25 protein-coding genes are annotated in these 17608 nt (G+C 59.3%); 3 read left to right on the top strand and 22 right to left on the bottom strand.

The window, feature by feature from the left end; all coding sequences use genetic code 11:
• The first annotated feature begins 118 nt into the window (after nucleotides 1–118).
• Together HU806_RS10145 and HU806_RS10140 are read left to right on the top strand one after the other, a co-directional pair.
• Nucleotides 119–541, top strand: a complete 423-nt coding sequence (locus HU806_RS10145) for a quorum-sensing-regulated virulence factor family protein (protein ID WP_186611243.1) — start codon at nucleotides 119–121, stop codon at nucleotides 539–541.
• Nucleotides 542–872: 331 nt separating this feature from the next.
• Complete coding sequence (locus HU806_RS10140) at nucleotides 873–1991, top strand: LOG family protein (RefSeq protein ID WP_186611242.1); 1119 nt, start codon at nucleotides 873–875, stop codon at nucleotides 1989–1991.
• A gap of 46 nt (nucleotides 1992–2037) precedes the next feature.
• Here the strand turns inward: HU806_RS10140 and recX are convergent, their stop codons facing one another.
• The 5 genes from recX to HU806_RS10115 all read right to left on the bottom strand — a co-directional run bounded on the left by recX (nucleotide 2038) and on the right by HU806_RS10115 (nucleotide 5279).
• Nucleotides 2038–2505: a recombination regulator RecX gene (gene recX, locus HU806_RS10135; protein ID WP_186611241.1), complete on the bottom strand. Its 468-nt coding sequence runs from the start codon at nucleotides 2503–2505 to the stop codon at nucleotides 2038–2040.
• 8 nt (nucleotides 2506–2513) lie between these two features.
• Nucleotides 2514–3566: a recombinase RecA gene (gene recA, locus HU806_RS10130; protein WP_186611240.1), complete on the bottom strand. Its 1053-nt coding sequence runs from the start codon at nucleotides 3564–3566 to the stop codon at nucleotides 2514–2516.
• 83 nt (nucleotides 3567–3649) lie between these two features.
• The gene (locus HU806_RS10125) at nucleotides 3650–4150 is read right to left on the bottom strand and encodes a CinA family protein (protein ID WP_186611239.1); all 501 of its coding nucleotides are present in this window, start codon (nucleotides 4148–4150) and stop codon (nucleotides 3650–3652) included.
• A 71-nt stretch (nucleotides 4151–4221) separates the two neighbouring features.
• The gene (locus HU806_RS10120) at nucleotides 4222–4737 is read right to left on the bottom strand and encodes a lysis system i-spanin subunit Rz (protein ID WP_186611238.1); all 516 of its coding nucleotides are present in this window, start codon (nucleotides 4735–4737) and stop codon (nucleotides 4222–4224) included.
• Nucleotides 4734–5279, bottom strand: coding sequence for a glycoside hydrolase family 19 protein (locus HU806_RS10115; RefSeq protein ID WP_186611237.1), 546 nt, complete (start codon nucleotides 5277–5279; stop codon nucleotides 4734–4736). The genes HU806_RS10120 and HU806_RS10115 overlap by 4 nt, the downstream gene beginning before the upstream one ends.
• Before the next feature lie 63 nt (nucleotides 5280–5342).
• Here HU806_RS10115 and HU806_RS10110 point away from each other — a divergent pair, with 63 nt between their 5' ends.
• On the top strand, nucleotides 5343–6152 hold the full coding sequence (locus HU806_RS10110) for a WaaZ-like lipopolysaccharide core biosynthesis protein (protein WP_238350149.1): 810 nt from the start codon (nucleotides 5343–5345) through the stop codon (nucleotides 6150–6152).
• Nucleotides 6153–6235: 83 nt separating this feature from the next.
• Here HU806_RS10110 and HU806_RS10105 read toward each other — a convergent pair whose 3' ends face one another.
• From HU806_RS10105 to HU806_RS10025, 17 genes are all read right to left on the bottom strand, one after another.
• On the bottom strand, nucleotides 6236–7252 hold the full coding sequence (locus tag HU806_RS10105) for a phage late control D family tail protein (RefSeq protein WP_186611236.1): 1017 nt from the start codon (nucleotides 7250–7252) through the stop codon (nucleotides 6236–6238).
• A gap of 9 nt (nucleotides 7253–7261) precedes the next feature.
• The gene (locus HU806_RS10100; protein WP_186611235.1) at nucleotides 7262–7474 is read right to left on the bottom strand and encodes a tail protein X; all 213 of its coding nucleotides are present in this window, start codon (nucleotides 7472–7474) and stop codon (nucleotides 7262–7264) included.
• Entirely contained in the window at nucleotides 7467–7850 is a 384-nt protein-coding gene (locus tag HU806_RS10095; protein ID WP_186611234.1) for a phage tail protein, read from the bottom strand. Before HU806_RS10095 ends, HU806_RS10100 begins: the two co-directional genes overlap by 8 nt.
• A complete protein-coding gene (locus tag HU806_RS10090) occupies nucleotides 7850–9814 on the bottom strand; it encodes a phage tail tape measure protein (protein ID WP_346657165.1) in 1965 nt (654 codons plus the stop codon). The genes HU806_RS10095 and HU806_RS10090 overlap by 1 nt, the downstream gene beginning before the upstream one ends.
• Before the next feature lie 212 nt (nucleotides 9815–10026).
• Complete coding sequence (locus tag HU806_RS10085) at nucleotides 10027–10602, bottom strand: phage tail assembly protein (RefSeq protein ID WP_186611232.1); 576 nt, start codon at nucleotides 10600–10602, stop codon at nucleotides 10027–10029.
• A 79-nt stretch (nucleotides 10603–10681) separates the two neighbouring features.
• The gene (locus tag HU806_RS10080; protein ID WP_186611231.1) at nucleotides 10682–11188 is read right to left on the bottom strand and encodes a phage major tail tube protein; all 507 of its coding nucleotides are present in this window, start codon (nucleotides 11186–11188) and stop codon (nucleotides 10682–10684) included.
• The gene (locus tag HU806_RS10075; RefSeq protein ID WP_186611230.1) at nucleotides 11188–12354 is read right to left on the bottom strand and encodes a phage tail sheath protein; all 1167 of its coding nucleotides are present in this window, start codon (nucleotides 12352–12354) and stop codon (nucleotides 11188–11190) included. The genes HU806_RS10080 and HU806_RS10075 overlap by 1 nt, the downstream gene beginning before the upstream one ends.
• A 2-nt stretch (nucleotides 12355–12356) precedes the next feature.
• Nucleotides 12357–12584 carry a hypothetical protein gene (locus HU806_RS10070; RefSeq protein ID WP_186611229.1) on the bottom strand — a complete coding sequence of 76 codons (228 nt, stop codon included), beginning with the start codon at nucleotides 12582–12584 and terminating at the stop codon, nucleotides 12357–12359.
• An 83-nt stretch (nucleotides 12585–12667) separates the two neighbouring features.
• The gene (locus HU806_RS10065) at nucleotides 12668–12925 is read right to left on the bottom strand and encodes a tail fiber assembly protein (protein WP_186611228.1); all 258 of its coding nucleotides are present in this window, start codon (nucleotides 12923–12925) and stop codon (nucleotides 12668–12670) included.
• A 9-nt stretch (nucleotides 12926–12934) separates the two neighbouring features.
• Nucleotides 12935–13555 (bottom strand): hypothetical protein, encoded by a 621-nt coding sequence (locus HU806_RS10060; RefSeq protein WP_186611227.1) that lies wholly within the window; start codon nucleotides 13553–13555, stop codon nucleotides 12935–12937.
• 24 nt (nucleotides 13556–13579) lie between these two features.
• Nucleotides 13580–14110 carry a phage tail protein gene (locus HU806_RS10055; RefSeq protein WP_186611226.1) on the bottom strand — a complete coding sequence of 177 codons (531 nt, stop codon included), beginning with the start codon at nucleotides 14108–14110 and terminating at the stop codon, nucleotides 13580–13582.
• Nucleotides 14107–14751 (bottom strand): phage tail protein I, encoded by a 645-nt coding sequence (locus tag HU806_RS10050; RefSeq protein WP_186611225.1) that lies wholly within the window; start codon nucleotides 14749–14751, stop codon nucleotides 14107–14109. The genes HU806_RS10055 and HU806_RS10050 overlap by 4 nt, the downstream gene beginning before the upstream one ends.
• A complete protein-coding gene (locus HU806_RS10045) occupies nucleotides 14748–15743 on the bottom strand; it encodes a baseplate J/gp47 family protein (RefSeq protein ID WP_186611224.1) in 996 nt (331 codons plus the stop codon). Before HU806_RS10045 ends, HU806_RS10050 begins: the two co-directional genes overlap by 4 nt.
• Nucleotides 15740–16072 (bottom strand): phage baseplate protein, encoded by a 333-nt coding sequence (locus HU806_RS10040; protein WP_186611223.1) that lies wholly within the window; start codon nucleotides 16070–16072, stop codon nucleotides 15740–15742. The genes HU806_RS10045 and HU806_RS10040 overlap by 4 nt, the downstream gene beginning before the upstream one ends.
• A gap of 10 nt (nucleotides 16073–16082) precedes the next feature.
• Entirely contained in the window at nucleotides 16083–16694 is a 612-nt protein-coding gene (locus tag HU806_RS10035; protein ID WP_186611222.1) for a phage baseplate assembly protein V, read from the bottom strand.
• 3 nt (nucleotides 16695–16697) lie between these two features.
• A complete protein-coding gene (locus HU806_RS10030) occupies nucleotides 16698–17210 on the bottom strand; it encodes a hypothetical protein (protein WP_186611221.1) in 513 nt (170 codons plus the stop codon).
• A 36-nt stretch (nucleotides 17211–17246) separates the two neighbouring features.
• Nucleotides 17247–17597 (bottom strand): phage holin family protein, encoded by a 351-nt coding sequence (locus HU806_RS10025; RefSeq protein WP_186611220.1) that lies wholly within the window; start codon nucleotides 17595–17597, stop codon nucleotides 17247–17249.
• Nucleotides 17598–17608: the final 11 nt, after the last annotated feature.

Raw genomic sequence — 17608 nt, 5'->3', positions numbered from 1 at the left:
GCAGTCTACCAGAGCGCGCAAACCTGTACCGTCTACCCAGGCTCCCCTATAATCGCCGCCACTGAACGCACAGTCACGTGACCGGTCGAACCACCAGTCACTGAACCAGGAGAGTTTCATGCTGCGCCTTATCGTCCCTACCGTTGCCGTTTTGCTGGCGACGTCCATCAGCGCTCAGGCCGCGTCGCTGAAAGAACTCGAACTGAACAAGATGCTGCAAAACGTAGCCACGCAAAGCAGCGTCGGCACGCCGCGAGCCATCAACGAAGACATTCTCGACCAAGGATATACCGTCGAAGGCACCGAGCTGGTCAATCACCTCAGCGTGCAAAGCAGCCATGCCCAGAAAATGCGCGCAGACCCAAAGGCCGTGTATTTCCAGCTGGGCTCCACGGTGTGTACCAATCCAGGTTTCCGCAAGCTGATGGCCAAGGGCGCAACCATGCGTTACGAGTTCACCGAGGTGAAAACCAACCGCCCGGTCGCAACAGAACGCTTCCAGGAATCGGACTGCCCGAAACCGGCCAAGACCAAGAAATAATCAACCCGAGCGAGCGCGCCGTTGTTCATCGTCGGCGCGCACTTTCGAACGTCATGATCGAGAAAGCGAAGATCAACACAAGGGACTAGATTCAAAGTATCGCCTTATGACGGGCAGAACGAGGCTGCCACCAACGCCGTGACGTGTGTTTTGTTTTTCATCCAAGGGAAGAAAACAGAATCTGCTGGATGGCTTGTTCGCCTTGCTACACATCGCGCCTAGCCAGTTTGATGCCCGGGCACAGGCCCGGACTGACAACGACACAGGACGTGTCGTGGCCCTGGCGAATCTCTCGTTCGGGCCGGGGGTTCTGTTCAGAAGGAGACACTGAATGCCGTACAAACCGAATGACCTGCTCAGTCGTCATTTTGAGAACCATGGCCACGACCTCACGCGCAAGGTCGAAGAGCTACTCAACCTGGTATCACCCAACAGCCCTAACCTGCCCATTTATCGAGACATGATCCTGACCGTGCTGCGCATGGCCCAGGAAGATCACAACCGCTGGAACGCCAAGATCACGCTCCAGGCGCTACGCGAGTTGGAACATGCGTTTCGCACGCTCGAACAATTCAAGGGTCGGCGCAAAGTCACGGTCTTCGGCTCGGCCCGGACCCCCATCGAACATCCGCTGTATGGCTTGGCACGGGAGCTGGGCGCGGCGCTGGCTCGGTCAGACATGATGGTCATCACCGGCGCGGGCGGCGGCATCATGGCTGCGGCCCATGAAGGTGCGGGGCGGGAACACAGCCTGGGATTCAACATTACCCTGCCTTTCGAACAACATGCGAACCCCACCGTGGAGGGCACGCAGAACCTGCTACCGTTCCACTTCTTCTTTACTCGCAAGCTGTTCTTCGTCAAGGAGGCCGATGCCCTGGTTCTCTGCCCAGGCGGGTTTGGAACCCTTGACGAGGCGTTGGAAGTGTTGACGCTGGTGCAGACTGGTAAAAGCCCGTTGGTACCGGTAGTGCTGCTGGACGCTCCCGGGGGAAAGTTCTGGCAAGGCGCCTTGGATTTCATCCGCGAACAACTCGAGGAAAACCGCTACATCCTGCCGACCGACATGAAGCTGATGCGCCTGGTGCACAAAGCCGAGGACGCCGTGGAAGAAATCAACCAGTTCTACCGCAACTTCCACTCCAGCCGTTGGCTCAAGCATCAGTTCGTGATCCGCATGCACCACCCGCTCAACGAACAGGCGTTGCAGCGGATGCAGGCTGATTTTGCCGATCTGTGCCTGAACGACTGCTTCCACCAGCATCCCTACAGCGGCGAGGAGCCGGAGGAAGCCCCATTCAGCCATCTGACCCGACTGGCATTTACCTTCAACGCCCGTGATCACGGCCGTTTAAGAGAGCTGGTGGATTATATCAACCTGTCGGAAAACTGGGCCCAGCCCGCCACCGAGGTCCATCCCCTTACGGGGGATCCGATCAAGGTTTCCTAACCCCCCATAAAAAACGGCCCGTTATCGAAATAGCGGGCCGTTTTGTTTAGTCATCCAGGCTGCGACCGCTGAACAAGCGATTGATCATTTCCATGGAGTATCCTCGATAAGCCAGGAAACGCCCTTGCTTGGCTCGCTCCCGTGCATCGATGGGCAGGTGCCCTGAGAATTTACGACGCCAGGTATCCGTTAGCTGTTCTTGCCAGTCGATACCGCTTTCGCGCAAGGCGAGTTCGATATCCGGACGTTGCAAGCCGCGTTGGCCAAGTTCCTCGCGAATCCGCATCGGACCGTAACCGGACCGGGCGCGGTAAGAGACAAAGCTTTCGAGGTAACGCGATTCCGACAGCAGACCCTCTTCCGTCAAACGGTCGAGGGCCGTGTCAATCAATTCGTCGGGGGCGCCGCGCTGACGCAGTTTACGCGTCAGCTCGACTCGACCGTGCTCACGCCTGGCGAGCAGGTCCATTGCAGTTCGCCGCACCGCGACGAGGGTATCGAGTACGGCGGTCATCGGATCGATCAGATGTCAGCGTCAGCCAGGTTCTCTGTAGTTTCCCGATTGGCCACGGACTTGACGTCGGCAACCGGGCTCAACAGCTTGTCACGCAGTTGCTTCTCAAGGGCAGCGGCAACTTCCGGATTATCCGCCAGGAACTTGGCCGAGTTGGCCTTGCCCTGGCCGATCTTAGTGCCGTTGTAGGCATACCAGGCGCCGGATTTCTCGACGAAGCCGTGCAGCACACCCAAGTCGATCATCTCGCCGTTGAGGTAGATGCCCTTGCCGTAGAGGATCTGGAATTCAGCCTGACGGAACGGCGATGCCACCTTGTTCTTCACGACCTTGACGCGGGTTTCGCTGCCGACCACCTCATCACCCTCTTTCACCGCGCCAGTACGACGGATGTCCAGGCGAACCGAGGCGTAGAACTTCAACGCGTTACCACCGGTGGTGGTTTCAGGGCTGCCGAACATCACGCCGATTTTCATGCGGATCTGGTTGATGAAGATCACCAGGCAGTTGGCGTTCTTGATGTTACCGGTGATCTTGCGCAGGGCCTGGGACATCAGGCGAGCCTGGAGGCCCACGTGCATGTCGCCCATTTCACCTTCGATTTCAGCTTTCGGTACCAGTGCCGCCACGGAGTCGACAATGATCACGTCAACTGCGTTGGAGCGCACCAGCATGTCGGTGATTTCCAGAGCTTGCTCACCGGTGTCCGGCTGGGAAACCAGCAGGTCGTCGACGTTGACGCCCAGCTTGCCGGCGTATTCCGGGTCCAGGGCGTGTTCGGCGTCGACGAAGGCGCAGGTCGCGCCGGCTTTTTGAGCCTGGGCGATCACGGACAGGGTCAGCGTGGTTTTACCGGAGGATTCAGGACCGTAGATTTCAACGATACGACCTTTTGGCAAGCCGCCGATGCCAAGCGCGATGTCCAGGCCCAGGGAGCCGGTGGAGATGGAAGGAATAGCCTGGCGGTCCTGATCGCCCATACGCATTACGGCACCCTTGCCGAATTGACGTTCGATCTGACCCAAGGCCGCAGCCAAGGCTTTCTTCTTGTTGTCGTCCATTAAAGTCCTCACGTAATCAATAAGGCCTGACGGCCAACACCTGTATAAGTAGCCAGTATTATTCCACAGCGATTGAGGATCGCCTACCCCTGATTTGAGATTTCTGCGGCGGCATGTTGTAACAGCCCGTCTAGTGCGGCCTTCACCGTTTGTCGGCGGACCTCGTCGCGGTTGCCTGGAAAGAATTGCTGCTCGCTGAACAGCGCCTCGCCAACGCCCCAGGCGAGCCATACGGTGCCCACCGGCTTGCTCGGCGAGCCCCCGTCCGGCCCGGCCACCCCGCTGACCGCCACGGCAAAACGCGCCTGGCTTTTCTGCTGGGCACCCCGCACCATGGCTTCCACCACCTCGCGGCTGACCGCGCCAACCTTCTCGAACAGCCCGTCGGGCACGCCCAATTGCTGGGTTTTCTGTCGATTGGAATAGGTGACAAAACCTGCCTCGAACCAGGCCGAACTCCCCGGGATCCGAGTGATCGCCTCAGCAATCCCACCACCGGTGCAGGACTCGGCGGTGGTGACATGGGCGTTGAGCAGTTGCAGGCACCTGCCCAATTCAGCGGCCAGTTCGGTAATGTCGTCCATGAAGCTCTCCTGATTCGACGCGATTGGGGCCTACCGTACACGACCATCCGAAGCATGCAAGGCTCGACAGATCACCGGCCCAGCGCCCTGACGTAAGCCTGGCAAGCCTGCAACGCAATCAGTCCACGGTCGCCCGCGTCGGTGATGGCGATAATTCGTTGAGCATGCGCCGGGTCAAGTCGGGCGCGTGGGGCACCATGATCCATGCCGCCGGCGCCGGGGGCGGCAGGCACTGCACAGCCGGCGGCAACATCGTCGGCGTCGAGGAGGACTGACAGCCGGACATCGGCAGTAGCAAGACGATCGCGCAAGCGATCCTGATCACGTTGGGCATCGCTCAAGGCTCGATAATGGATTTGCTCGCTAGCGGAAAGTTGCTGTTCGAGGGCGAGGCGTCTTTCTGTTTCTCTTTGCTGCGAAGCGGCCGCTGCAACGCTCATCTTTCTCAGGGTTTCGGCGTGCGAATGGGCCAGCTCGGCCAACGTCTTGCCGTAACGCCAGTCCTGGACTTTCCAGGTCACGCTGATCGTCAGCAGCAAAAAAACCACGGCGGTGAGAGGCAGATACCTCAACAGGGCCGGATTCATTCCAGCACCCGCAGCGCTCGCCCATATAAAACCTGCCGGTCCGCGGCGCCGTTCTGGCCGCCGTTGATTCGCCGGGTGATCGTCTCGAGATCGCCGGCATCTGCGAGGGCATTAAGCCCCCGTGAGGCCCAGAACCACGCAGCCGAAAGCGCGGCCCACTGGGGTTGCTCCAACAGCGCCGGTTCCGCGACCAGATCCAGGCCGAGCGCCTCACCGCAGGCCTGGTAGTTCGCCCGACCGGTGATCTGGATCAGCCCACGCCCCCGGTACCTTTGACCGTCACCGTCCGCTTCGGGGGTATTGCCCAGGAGCGAAGCCAGCCGACCGGTGTCATACTTTGACAAATAAACATCGTTGCCCAGTTCGCGTAGATAACATAGCTGGCCGGATTCATGGCCGACCTGGGCGATAAACGCGGCGACACGCTTTAGGCCGACAATCTGATAACGGCCCATGGCGATGTTCAGGACAGGTGCAAAAACGCCGGCACTGGCGCCGGCGTTTGGAAGAATAAGCAGCAGTTGGGCTTGCGTGATGGGCATGGCGATTTCCTTAACGAGGTTGAAGGGCATCGTCGATCATTTGAATAACAAAATGGGACGTACATGAGCAGGGCGAAAAATCTGGGCAAAGCGCTCATCGCAGAAACAGCTGCATCTTTTAAACAGACCAGTTTCAGTGAATGCAAGAACATAAAAAGTGGCCCGGTTTTTATCATCGCCTCAGGCAACTCGGCGAGAGGCTTCCCGATAGAAGAGTTTTCAACCTTGCCGATGATTACCATGAACGGCGCTATATCCATGTTCAGCCAAGCCGGCACCAAGCCCTTTTTCTACATATGCTCGGATACCAACTTCCCGCTGCAACAGCCGGAACTCTTCGCAACCGCAATGCAAATCAGTGAAAACGTTGCGTTGTGGGAGGAACAGTTTGACATCGTCCAAATCAAGCCCAGCGGGAAGGTCTTCAGCTTGAAAAAGGCCCCCAGGGCCTCGATATTCACATCGTTATTCAACCCGCAGAAGTCGCTAGTCAGGGACAGATCTTTCTTTAGCAAGCGAAGCAAAGATATTGGCTTCAGCAAAGACATGACCCTTGGCTACTTCGATGCTCGAACCGTCATGTACCTAGCCCTACAAATTGCCTACCATCTGGGTTTCAACAAGGTTTTCCTAGTCGGCTTCGACTTGAATCAGGCGGCTGGCCGATTCTATGAAACGTCCGAAAGCAACCGCTCGCCTTGCGGACTGGACCAGCATTACGACACCCGGATTCTGCCTTCCTTGAAACTGATGTGCGAGCACATCGTCAGCGATAACTTTCAGGTCTATAACTTGTCAGCGGATTCCAGGGTTCCGGCACATATTATTGAGAAGATCAGCCTTGATGACGCGCGACGGATGCTTAATAGGTGAACGGCGCCAAGCCGGCCCTGGATTACTCCATACAAAGCGAGCAGGTTCATTTCCGCTGTATCGACCTGCACTGGTAACCAATGTCAGCCCCTCGCATCCAGACAAGTCGCCTCGATCTTGCAGCGGTAGCTTTTTTCCCGGTCGCCGCTGGCAGTGACCTTGTCGATCGACCAGCGGCCGCGCATGAAATCCGGCCAGGTTGGGTCAAGCAGCACGATGCCTTCTGCGGATAACGCCGGATTGCCAGGGCATTCAATGGTGACCTTGAGGGCTTCGCGCATCATCCGGCGCACCTCCCCTTCAGCGGCGGCGCGGGCATCGTCTGCGCTTTGGAAGCGCTGACGCAGCGTCTTGAATGGCGCGATACCGCTTTCTTCGACACGCGCTTTGCCCGCCACCGCATCCCACCAAGTGGTCTTGCAGCCCTGGTATTTCGCCCGGGCCGCTTCATCAAGAACCGCAGAGACAAAGGCTTGGTCACCTGGACGATTGTTCGTCGTCACCGACAGTTTTGTGTCCGGGAGGATTTTGCCCGATAGCGATTTCGCCTGGCCGCGACGTGCCAGCACATACAACTCGTTGATCGGCTTCGCTACCGCGTCATAACGATGGGCCAGCCGAGTCAGGAATCCCATGTCGGTTTCGTTGGACTGGTCGATGTGCTCGATCTTGATCAGCGACAGCTCGGGGGCGACGCGAGGGGAAAACCCGTGCCTCGACGTCAATTGACGAAACAACGCTCCCAGAGTCGTCGGGCCGTGACTGACAGATCGGCGCTGCTTGAAACCGGTCTGATCCGACGCGCTGAACGGCGCCGCCGTCGCCACCAATGTCAGGCGCAGGGGAAACAATGTCGGTGTGCGCCGGGTCACGACGAACTCACCTTTATCCACGAGCCCGGACTCTTGGTAACCGACCCGCAGGCCGATTTTCCCCTCAAGGCTGGGCAGTCCCTCGAGCCCTTCCAGGCTGAGCGTGAGCGTCAGTTGATCGGACTCGATACCCGCCGCATCAATGTGCGTCCAACTGAGCAGTCGCTGGTTGAGCAGCGCGGCGTTCGCGCCATAAATTTCTACCGCAGGCGTAAAACCCAATGACATGTCGCCTCCTTAATCCCAGGCCGAAACCGGTGGGGTTGCAACAGGTTTGAGCTCCACTTCCGGCAGGACGACCCACACGCCCGCAGGCAATACCGGGCCCCATTCCGCCAGCCCCGGATTCAGCCGCCAAAGCGCTTCTTCGGCGGCGTCATCACAACGTTCAAGCTCGCGGTACAGCAACAGATTCACCGAATCGCCGGCGATGCTTCGAACCCTACGCATTGGCGAACTCCGTCAATTCAATCACCCAGCCAACCACCATCGCGGTGCCGTCGTCGATGATCTCGGTCTGGGTTTCCGAGAGCTTGTTGATTTGCCACAAGCCCCAGTTGCGGCCGATGCCGTCCACCAGCGGCAAAGGGATGCGCAGCGCTTGCAATGCGCGCAGCTCATCGAGTCGATCCATGGCGGTCGCGTACATGGACTTGCCGGTAATGGTCAGCCCTTGCAGGCCTTGGCCGACCTGGCTGGACTTGGGTTTGCTGGTGAGGATGTCGATGCTTTTCCAGCCACCGTCCGAGGTGCGAACCAGGGAGTGGTAGGCGAAATTGCGAGACAGCCCGAAAATGAAACTGCCCAACGCCATTTGCTGACGCATCAGGTCACTCCGTCGGTCAGGGCCGCATCACTGCGCATGGCAAGTGAATTAGGCATGAGTTGGAATTGGCTGGTGATTTGTTGCACCACCAGGTTCGCCAATTGAGCGGCGCTGGCCTGGTCCTGGCCATTGATGTAGATGTTCGCCGTCAGGGCGTTTTGTTGGGTGGCGGCTTGGGTTGGGGGCAGCCCTCTCGTGGTTTGATCAGCCGGGGGGAGTTTGTCGACGGGCGAGGCGAGCTTCTCGCCCAGCCAGGAACCCGACTCACCGCCGATCCAGCTTCCCGCCACACCGCCGACAATCGCGCCGAGGGCCCCACCAATGGCGGTGCCGATACCCGGACCGAAAAAGGAGCCGATCGTGGCGCCCGCAGTCGCACCTGCCGAAGCCCCGGCCCAGCCGCCGCCCGCAGCTCCCAGGCCTGCGCCAATCATCTGGACGTCGCCGTTCATTGCGCCTTCGACCAGCTGAGGGCCAACACCGAGAACAGGCGCTCCGGGCATAAAGCGCAACGATCGCGCCGAAGTACTCATGCCTTGCAGGGAACGACCGACGCTCCCGCCGACCTCAGCTTTCGCAGCGCTCGCAGGCTCCAGTATCCGCTTGGCCGCTCGACTGCTCAGCTCATCGGTGATGGCTTTAAGCAGCGCGCCCACCAGCGGTTTGAGCGCCGCACCGACCAGTACAATGGCAGCGGTGGCTTTGGGTGAAGTTTCGGCCAACTCGCTCATGCCGTCGTTAAGCGAACCGAGCCATTGCAACGAGCTGTCCATGACAGGCGCCACGGCATTGCCTGCGGCCAACGACAGACGTTCGTTGCTGGCGTTAAAGACGTTCAACCGGCCTTGCAGGGTATTCGATAGCGCCAGCGCGTCCTGCCTCACCGAGCCGTCATTGCCCAGTTGTGAAGTGGCGTATTGGCCCGGAGCTTTTACCTGCCAGAAGGCTGCATTCACATCGTCCAGTTTCTGCGTCATGCGCAGCACCGCCTCATTCCCGGTGCCAAACAGCGAAGAAGCAAGGTTCGCGCGTGTGTCCGCCGGCTGCGCGTTCAACGCTGCAAGCACCGACATCACCGTCCCCGGCGCGGCGTCCTTGTCGCGCAGGCCGCTCGCTACCTCTTTAGGGTCCAGCCCCAGTCGCTTCCAGGCCGCTTGTTCGGTCGCGGAGACCTGATTGCCCTTGCCCAGCTCAGTCGTAAAACTATCTAGTGCCGCGCCAGCTTCAGCTTGTTGCGTACCGGTATTGAGAATCGCCGCTGTCAACGCTGCGGCTTGCTCTGGCTGCAGGCCTACCAAAGTCGCCGCCGCACCGTCACGTTGCAACACGGTGCCGATATCACTCGCTTTTGCACCACCGCTAATCTTGCCTAGGTGGTTGGTCGCATCTGCCAGGTCAAACGCTTTCTCAGCGCTGAGCTTCATGGAAGTACGCCAGCCAAGCAGCATCTCGGCGGCTTCCATGGCCGGCATTCTGAACGTCGAGGCGGCCACGCCTGCATCACTGGCAAATCGCAACAGTGCCAGTTGCCGGTCCGAGGCATTGGGCAGTTCACTGCCAATTCCATTCTTGGCGGCCAGGCTTTGCATCCTCACCAGCTCAACCGCCGTGGTTCCGCCGGCCGCTACCAATGGCGCGCTGGCAATACGCCGGGTTGGCTCAGCCATTTCGGCAATCTGGCGAGGCGTGAATTGGCCGGCCTGTTTGAGATCGGCCATGACCGAATCCATGTCAATCGCGGGTTTCAACAGCGCCGGCGGTTCGATGCCGCGCCCCGCCTTACCCTTAGGATCATCGGCCGATTCACTCTTGGCGCCCGCGCCCATCGTCTGGAAGAAGGCGCGTTGCGCCGAGAGTTTCAAGGTCAGCGACTCGACCGCCGTGGTCAGCAGGCCGAGCTTGAGCCCGAGGTTTTCCAGCGCCAGGTTGAATCCCGGCAGCCGATCGCCGGCGGAAATAATCACACTGCTCGTGGGGCTGGCATTTGGGGCCGCTAACCCACTCTTATCGAAGGCTGCGTATCTGAGGGAATATCTATCGTCCGCCATTGGGCTCTACTCCTGTTTCACGCCAAGGCGAGTAATCGCGATGTCGTATCGGCGCAAGGCCTTGCCGGCGTCCCACTCCAGGATTTCCGCTTCACTCACCGAGTAAATGAGCGGCACCACATCGAGGATCAATTCGATGTCGCGCTCCGAAAGTAGTCCGCCGGTTTGTTTAAAAAATCGTCGATGCGTACCTGAAGTTGCGTCCAGTCGGGCACGGTCAGCGAGGCCAGGTCGGGGAGCATCAGGCCAGTGCAATGGGCCGTGATGAACTCGGCGCGTTCCTTGGCCGTCTTCAGTTTTTTCATCGCCTTGGTAGCCCGCAGCACGGGCATTTCCAGGGTCAACGAGGTCAGGCTGCGGCCCGCGACGTCGAGGGGTTGCAGCAGTTGCACCTGGTCGGGATCGGCGGGCGCGCCATCCACCTGCTCCAAGAAGTGGGAGGTCGGGCGCGTGGACATTTCGTGCACGTATTGCGCGATGCTCACGTAGTCCGGGCGCTTGACTTGATCCAGCTCCTTGAGGGACAGGCCGGTCGCCAGTTTCGCCAGTTCGAAGAACTGATCGTCTTCGTCATCGCCGGCACGGGCCAGGGCGTCTTTTTGCGCGGCGTAGTACAGCGGCTTGAGTTGCAGTTGTTCGATTTGCGTCCCATCGTCACCCGTGATCGGCGACAACAGGGCGTGAACAGGAGGTGTCCAGGACATGATCTGATCCTTGCTGAATGGCGAGCGACCTGTGGACGAACACGCGTCCACAGATCGGGTCAGCCGCTAGGTTTCTGGCTTAAGGCAGCAATACCGCACGGCGGGCATCGCCAAGAATGTCGACGCCGTTGAGCACGAATTTTTGTGTGCGCACATCGATGTCGATCACCGGGATACCGTTTTCCAGACGGTTGTAGGTGCGGCAGGCCAGCTCGAGCGTGGTGACGGGTCTCTCGTTCATCTTCAACGCCGCTTCGTCCAGGGACTTCAACTTGCCGCCCACCGTGTGGTAGGTAAACCACGTGTTGCCGTCCTGATCCTGCCCGGCTTCGCGCACATTCAGCAGGATGTCGTCACCGACGCTCACGCCCAGCGCCAGCATGATTTCCGGGCCGACGCCTTGCAGCGCCAGCTTGGCCGTCAGCGCCTTGCCGCTCTTGGCCATTTCCTCGCCAATGAAGCGCCCGCCGCGCATCTCTTCCATTTCGAATTCGATTTTCGGCGGCGTGAACTCTTCCACAGTCGCCGACAACGGCAGGCCTTGCAGGGTGGCCGCGATGGCCTGTCTTACGCGGTTGGTAAACATTAGAGAACGTCCTCCAGGAACTGCTCGATGATTTCATCGCGGGCATTGAGTTGATAAATCATGTGTTCGTTTGGCGCGTAGCGGCCGTAGTCGATGACCACGTACCAGGTGCCGTTCTTGTACTTCTCGACGCTGTTCAATTCCGGGTGCAAGTACACGCTGCCGCCAGGAATGGTTTCGTCGGCGACCAGGGTTTGCAGCCAGTCGTTGATGCGCTTGACCTCCTGGTCCATGAACGACTTGGTCAGGTTCTTGGCCATGGCTTTCTGGCCGGCCTTTACCAGCTTGCGGCTGATGGCATCTTCAAGGCCGACGTAGCTGATGAACTTGCCGGTAATGGAGCGGTTACCCAGCAGCGAGAAGCCGCCGAGGATGGTCCGGGCGTAATAGCTGACGCCGTAGCGGTTGAGCAGATCGCCCTCGGTGGAGGTGTCGAGGATGTTGTATTCGACGGTGCGGGAAACGTCTTCGGCATAGGTCACCTGGTTGCCCGGGCTCTCCCACTGCTTGACCTTGGCGAGGGCGGCGATGGCCAGGCTCGACGGCGCCAGGAAGACGTTTTTCTTCGCAGCCTTGGAGTACACCGCCGGCATGTTGTGTACCACCAGGCAACGGTCGAAGCCGAGGTCGGCACCGCCCAGTTCCTGGCTGTAGGTCACTTGATCGGCGACCGAGACGTCCTTGCCGTCGAGCACCACACGGGCCTTGATGCGCTTGCCAAACGAAGCGAACTCACTCGCCACGGCCTTGGTGCCGGTGAAGCCCGGCGCGCCGATGATGGTCAGGTCTTCGGCCACGCCACTCAGGGCAGCCAAGCCAAGCTTGCGCCCGGTCTGCGCCTCGATGCCGCCGATCACGTTGTTCTGTGTGTCGGCCAGTGTCGCGCCCTCTTCGACGATGACCACGTACACCGGCACCTTGACCACTTTGAGGATCTGGTAGACCGCGTGGAACAATGTCCCCGCCTCGGCACCGGTCGGGTCCAACTGGGCTTGGGTGGTGAAGCTGTTGATGCGGAACGGGGTGTTTTTCGGGATCAGCGCGTTGGCATTTGGCGCGGTGCCGACCAACCCGATGACGTTATCGCCCAGGCCACCCATGGCCTCAGGGGATTCAGTAGCGTTGACGGTGATGCCGTTGTGCTCGAAGTTCAAAACCTCAGCCATGGTTATTCAGCCTTCTTGGTGGTGGCCTTTTTGGCCTTCGTGGTTGGGATGGCTTGCGTGTCAGCCGCCGGTTTCTGGGTATCCAGGACGCTGGTCAGTTCGAGGCGACCGGCACTGCGCAAAGCACTGGCCTCGACATCCAACAGCTCCATTTTCTGGCCGGCGCTCGACCAGTGGCCGCCACCGGTAGGAAATGGCAGCAGCACGGTGTAATGCTTACGAATGGGCATCTACGGTCTCTCCAGATGCGAAAACACAAAGCCCCATAGCGGGGCTCAATGCGGGCGAAAAAAAACCGCTCTCGCGGTCGTGGTTACTTGATGAAATCTGGCAGCACGGGCCAGCGCAGCTTGGAAGGTTCCTCATCCGCTTCTGGGATGTCCCGCAAGGCCTGGCGGTAAACCTTGATCTCGGCGAGTTGGACTTCTGTCACCGGGAAGTCCGGTAGTTGGGTAAAGTCCGTGTCTCGCAGAAGTTGATTACGACGCGTGCGAATGGCAGCCCATTCGATTTCAGGCGACGGTACGGCCAGTGGAATTTCGGGTGTGTCATTGTTGGACAGATCAGACATGTTCGTTCCTTAGCTGAAAACGACGGTTTCGGCCAGCGACAACCTGGTAACCAAATCCCCAAGGTTGAACAACCGACCATTGCCCACACGCATGGTGTCAATGCGCACGGTGGTGTAATAAATATTTGGAATCAGAATTCGCATGACAATATTGCCGTTTGTATCGACATAGATAGAAGGGGTCATGTTTCCAAAAGTCGAAGCGTTTTGCAGAACCCGAGTGGGCTGGTAGCAATACCCCACCAACGTTTCGTCGATTATTTTGGCTGTGCCGTAACTGTAGCCCTTGATATTGAACCAGAACATCTCCGAATTGGTATTGATGTTAAGCGGCACTTTGAAATGCATGTATACATTTGCGCTGGCACCCAGGTTGGTGGAAACAAAATCACCTTGTGCCGTTGCACCATAGACGCCGCCTGTCCCGTAAACATGCCCCTGCAAGACGTTGCGTCGAATCGTGCCCAGGGCAGTTGGATCTCCTTCTACATCCTTCAGGCTTCGCCATTCATTGAACTGTGTCAAAGCCGTGGCCATGGTCGTGTTGATATTGCTGATTTTCCCATTGACCACAGTGGTCAAATTATTGGCCGCTGATACCAGCGACGCGATAGTGGTTTCCAGACTCACATTCAGGTTCCTTGTACTATTTGATTATTTAGCTTCGAGCGCCATCACTCGAAACATCAGGCCAACGTGCCGCGCCATATTGTCGATATTGGCGGTAGCCAACGTGGCGATTTCCTCACTCAATAGAATGTTCAGGTTGTCGGACCCGACCACCACCGTGACGCTTTGCGCCGGCAACGGTGAAATATCCAGTGTGAACTTTTGCAATACTCGCGTGGCCACCGCTTTGTAGGTCAGCAACTTTCCCGCTACCGAATACACCGCTAACAACGTGCCGGTGGAAAGATAGAAACCGAACTCGCCAATCTCATATTCATCCGGCCCCTCAAACAAAGCTGCCATTCTCAGCTGCCCTGGATCCAGGTCCTCGTAATCCACGATTGGCACACGCTGTCGCTCATTGCGAAGCGCCGTTTCCGTTCCATTGGGATCGTAGCGGGCTGTGCCGGCGCCGATGTGAGTGATCTCACCTTTCAATCCTTGGTTTTTCGCCTGTAACACTTCGGCCAGGCCGGCGGAAGTGAAGCGAACCAAGCGCGTAATATCTTCTGTCATGGCTGCGCCCTGAGGTCGTAATCGTTAATGGTGTAGGGTTGGAAAAAACCAGTGCACATACGTCGCACATCGAGATCGGAGGAAGGCAGCGCCCCGCACAGAGAAAGCTCTCCTTCGCTCAAAGCCCCGTGTACTACTGACGCCAGCGCCAATCCGCCATTCGTTTGATGTACAAGCGTGATGGTGGCCTGGTCGCGTTCGCTCTTGGCGGCATTGATTCGCCGTATCAACCGATTGTGATCGCCGCTGGACCAACTCCGGCCGATGATCGCTTGCACATCAAATGTGTAGGGATGAGCACTAGGTTGTTGCTCATACCAGGCGGTGACATGGGGCACGAATCCCATAGACTCGACGGCATGATTCAGCGCTTGGCGAGTACCGGCCTGGCGCTGGATCTGCCAGGACAATGAAACAGTCAAACGCTTTTCCAAGTCGCTGGCTTCCGCGTCCCACTCGCCGACCCCACGATCCGCCGCCAAATACGGCAGGAACTCCAAAGGCGTTCCCAGCGGATTCATCAACTCGGGAAACGGCGGATCAATGCGCTCGAGCAACCGGGCGAAGCCCAGGTCCAGCGCCCTTTCCAGCGGCGAACTGTTCACTGGCAACAGGCTCAAGCGAGGTTGATCGTCATTCATAACGTATCCACCTCGACCTCGACGCCCGTGCAGTACGGAGCCTGGAAAGCCGTGGTGACGATCGACTCCAACGGTTCGAGGATTTGAAGCTGGACCGCGCCGGCGCTGTGCAGCGTGTAGTCGATCCAGCTCGGGTCCACCCGGCCTTCCAAGCGATGGCACGCCTCGGCGTATTCCTGCAATTGCCGTTGTGCGGCCGCCTTGGTCAAACCCGAGTCAGGGCCGGGATTGATCTTCGCCACGACGCGGATTTTGTAAGGTTTGATTTGCGCGGCCTGCACGATGACCAAGTCCGTCTCGGGTCGTACATCCGGTCGGGCGAAGTGCTCGCGAACGCCGTCAAGCAGCGCCTCGGATGACGTGCCATTGCCCTCTCGGGAGAGCACCGTGACCGTGACTTCGCCGGGCGCCGTACGGCGACCGTTGCCGTCCTTGATCTGCGCCGCATGACCATCCGGTGCGAAGGTGTAGGTGACCGTCACCTCACCCGCCGAAGCGTTCTCGACGTTCACTACAGGCCGTTCACCCAAGGTGAAAATTTCCCGCCGATACTGCATGCGCGAACCGGCCGCCGGGGCGTGCGGCGCCAAGTAGTAGCGCAACCGCGCATCGTCATCGCTTTCGTAGACCGGAGGGATGGGCGGGAATGCCGCTGGGTCGCCGGGGTCGAGCAATTGGCGTTCCAGCCCCATATCCGCGAGGCGCGCGTCGAGGTTGGTTCCCGTCGCCCACCACGCCAGCATCTGCTTGATGCGGGCGTTGTATTTGCGTTCGTGGGTTTGCAGCCGGACGCAGAACGCCTCGAGGGCCAGGGTCAGCAACTCGCTTTCGTTCTCGAGACTGTCGACAAGCTTGGCGGCGCTTGCAGGAGAGCGTGCGGCGACGTACTCGACCACGAAGGTCTTGAACTCTGCAAGCAAGTCCTCGAACGCTTCGACGGTGACGATGGCTGGTTCGGCCAGTTGGTTCTGGCCGGGTATCAACATGCTCATGTCACCACCTCGAAAGTCTGTTTGCGGTTTTTCCAGGTGCCGGCGAAACGCAGCAACAATCCGGCACCGTGCCGGCTGGCGACGATGACCTGCGGCTCAAAATCGTCGATGCCGTTGAGCGGGTTGTAGAACGCTTGGGCGGCGTGGCTCTGGGCAAGAATCAGCAAGTCATCGCCGAGGTTCTGCCCGAGCAACTCGGTCAATGCGCAGCCATACAAATGCCGCTTCTGGCGAGTGCCCAACGGCGTGGTAAGTGCGCGGGTGGCGCGCTGCACGAATTGCAGCCAGTCGTCGACCGTCGCGCCGGTGTTGCGATCGATTCCAATCATGGGAAATCCTTTATGCGGTACTGATGACGCGCCCCTGGTGATCCACCACCGGGCCGCTCAGGTGCACACCAGCGGCGTCGAGCCGAATGCCGACAGCGCCCAGTTTTAGTTCGATGATTTGCGGCGTCATCACCAGACTCGATGGGCCAATGCTCAACTGGAGCGATTCACGGGAACCGCTGAACGTCGCCGGGCCGTTCATCCAATGCAGGACATGGCTGGCGTGGTCGTAGCCGTTTTCCGTACCGTCCTGGTAGAGGCGACGCGTCAGCGAAGCCTCGGTCGAGACGGGCGGGAACTGGCCGCCGTTAAGGCCGAACAGCGCCACCGACTGCCCGCCGCCGTCGCCACCACCATGGTTCAACAACAGGCATTGCTCGCCCACGGAAGGAATCCGCGACTCGCTCTGGGCACCGGCGCTCGGGTTGAAAAAGCGGATCGCCGGGGTCAGCAGCCCGCCGTGGCTGACCTTGCAGGTGTTGCCAGCCGCATCGACTTCCTGGCAGACACCGATGCGACAAACGCCGTCGGCGCGCCGATGCAAGTCCTCGAGCTCGGTTTCCATTTGCGCGAGACGCTCGATGATCGGCCCCAATTGCATCCGTAAAAACGCATCGAACATGACTCAGCCCTCGAGTGCGGTGTATTGGTCCGGGTCGTCGATGTTCGACACTTCCCAGGTGTGGGCAAATTTCGGGATGCCCAACGGGTCATCCAGCAGCATCGGGCCGAGGTACAGGGTTTGGCTGAAGGAAAGGGTCCAGGCGGTGTAAGTTCGTGCCGGGTTAATGAACGTGGACGGGAAGCCATCGATCTCCGCGGGCAGGTCGCATTGATCGCCCGACAGCCCCCAGCGGTTATCCATGACCAAGTGCTTCAGTTCAGCGGCCAAGTCGCAGGCGTCCCATCCTGGAACGGCCATGACCACTTGCAGTGACACCGTCAGAACATGGGCGATACGCCCGTTGTTGCAACGGTGGCCGGGTGCATCGCGCTCAATCGCAATCAGCACCCAGGGTTGCTCGTCAGTGCCATCGAACTCCTGGGGGCTGCCGACTTTCAAGGTGGGATAAGTGATGCGCAGCGTCTGCGCAATGGCGAAGAACAGCTGCGACGGTTTTTCGATAAGGGCGGCCATAGATCGCCTCCTTTTTTATGGATCAGCGATGTGGGTTCACGAGTGGTCGGGAGGAACGTCGCGCGGGGGTACTTCGCCGATGCCGATTCGCTTGGCGACCCAGCGCTCGTAAAGACCGATGGCCACATCGGCACCGGCCATGGCGGTCAGGCAACCCAGGGCGCACGCGCTCCAGATCGACATCCCGAGGGCGTACAAAAGCATGGTTGCCGATACGCCGCAGACCACGCAGGCGCCGGAGCGCAGAACCACGCGGCGCAGCAACGGCCAGCCACGGGCGCCCTCCTTGTCGGCACGCCACATCTCGCCGGACACCCCGCCCACCAGGGCGAGCACGATGACCAGCCAGATCGGCATGTCCAGCAACGCTTGTTGCTCGTTTGTCATGTCAGGCTTCC

Origin of the sequence: Pseudomonas sp. SWRI154, assembly GCF_014268645.1 — a bacterium.
Classification (GTDB): domain Bacteria; phylum Pseudomonadota; class Gammaproteobacteria; order Pseudomonadales; family Pseudomonadaceae; genus Aquipseudomonas; species Aquipseudomonas marvdashtae.
This window is presented reverse-complemented; position numbering and strand designations above follow the sequence as displayed.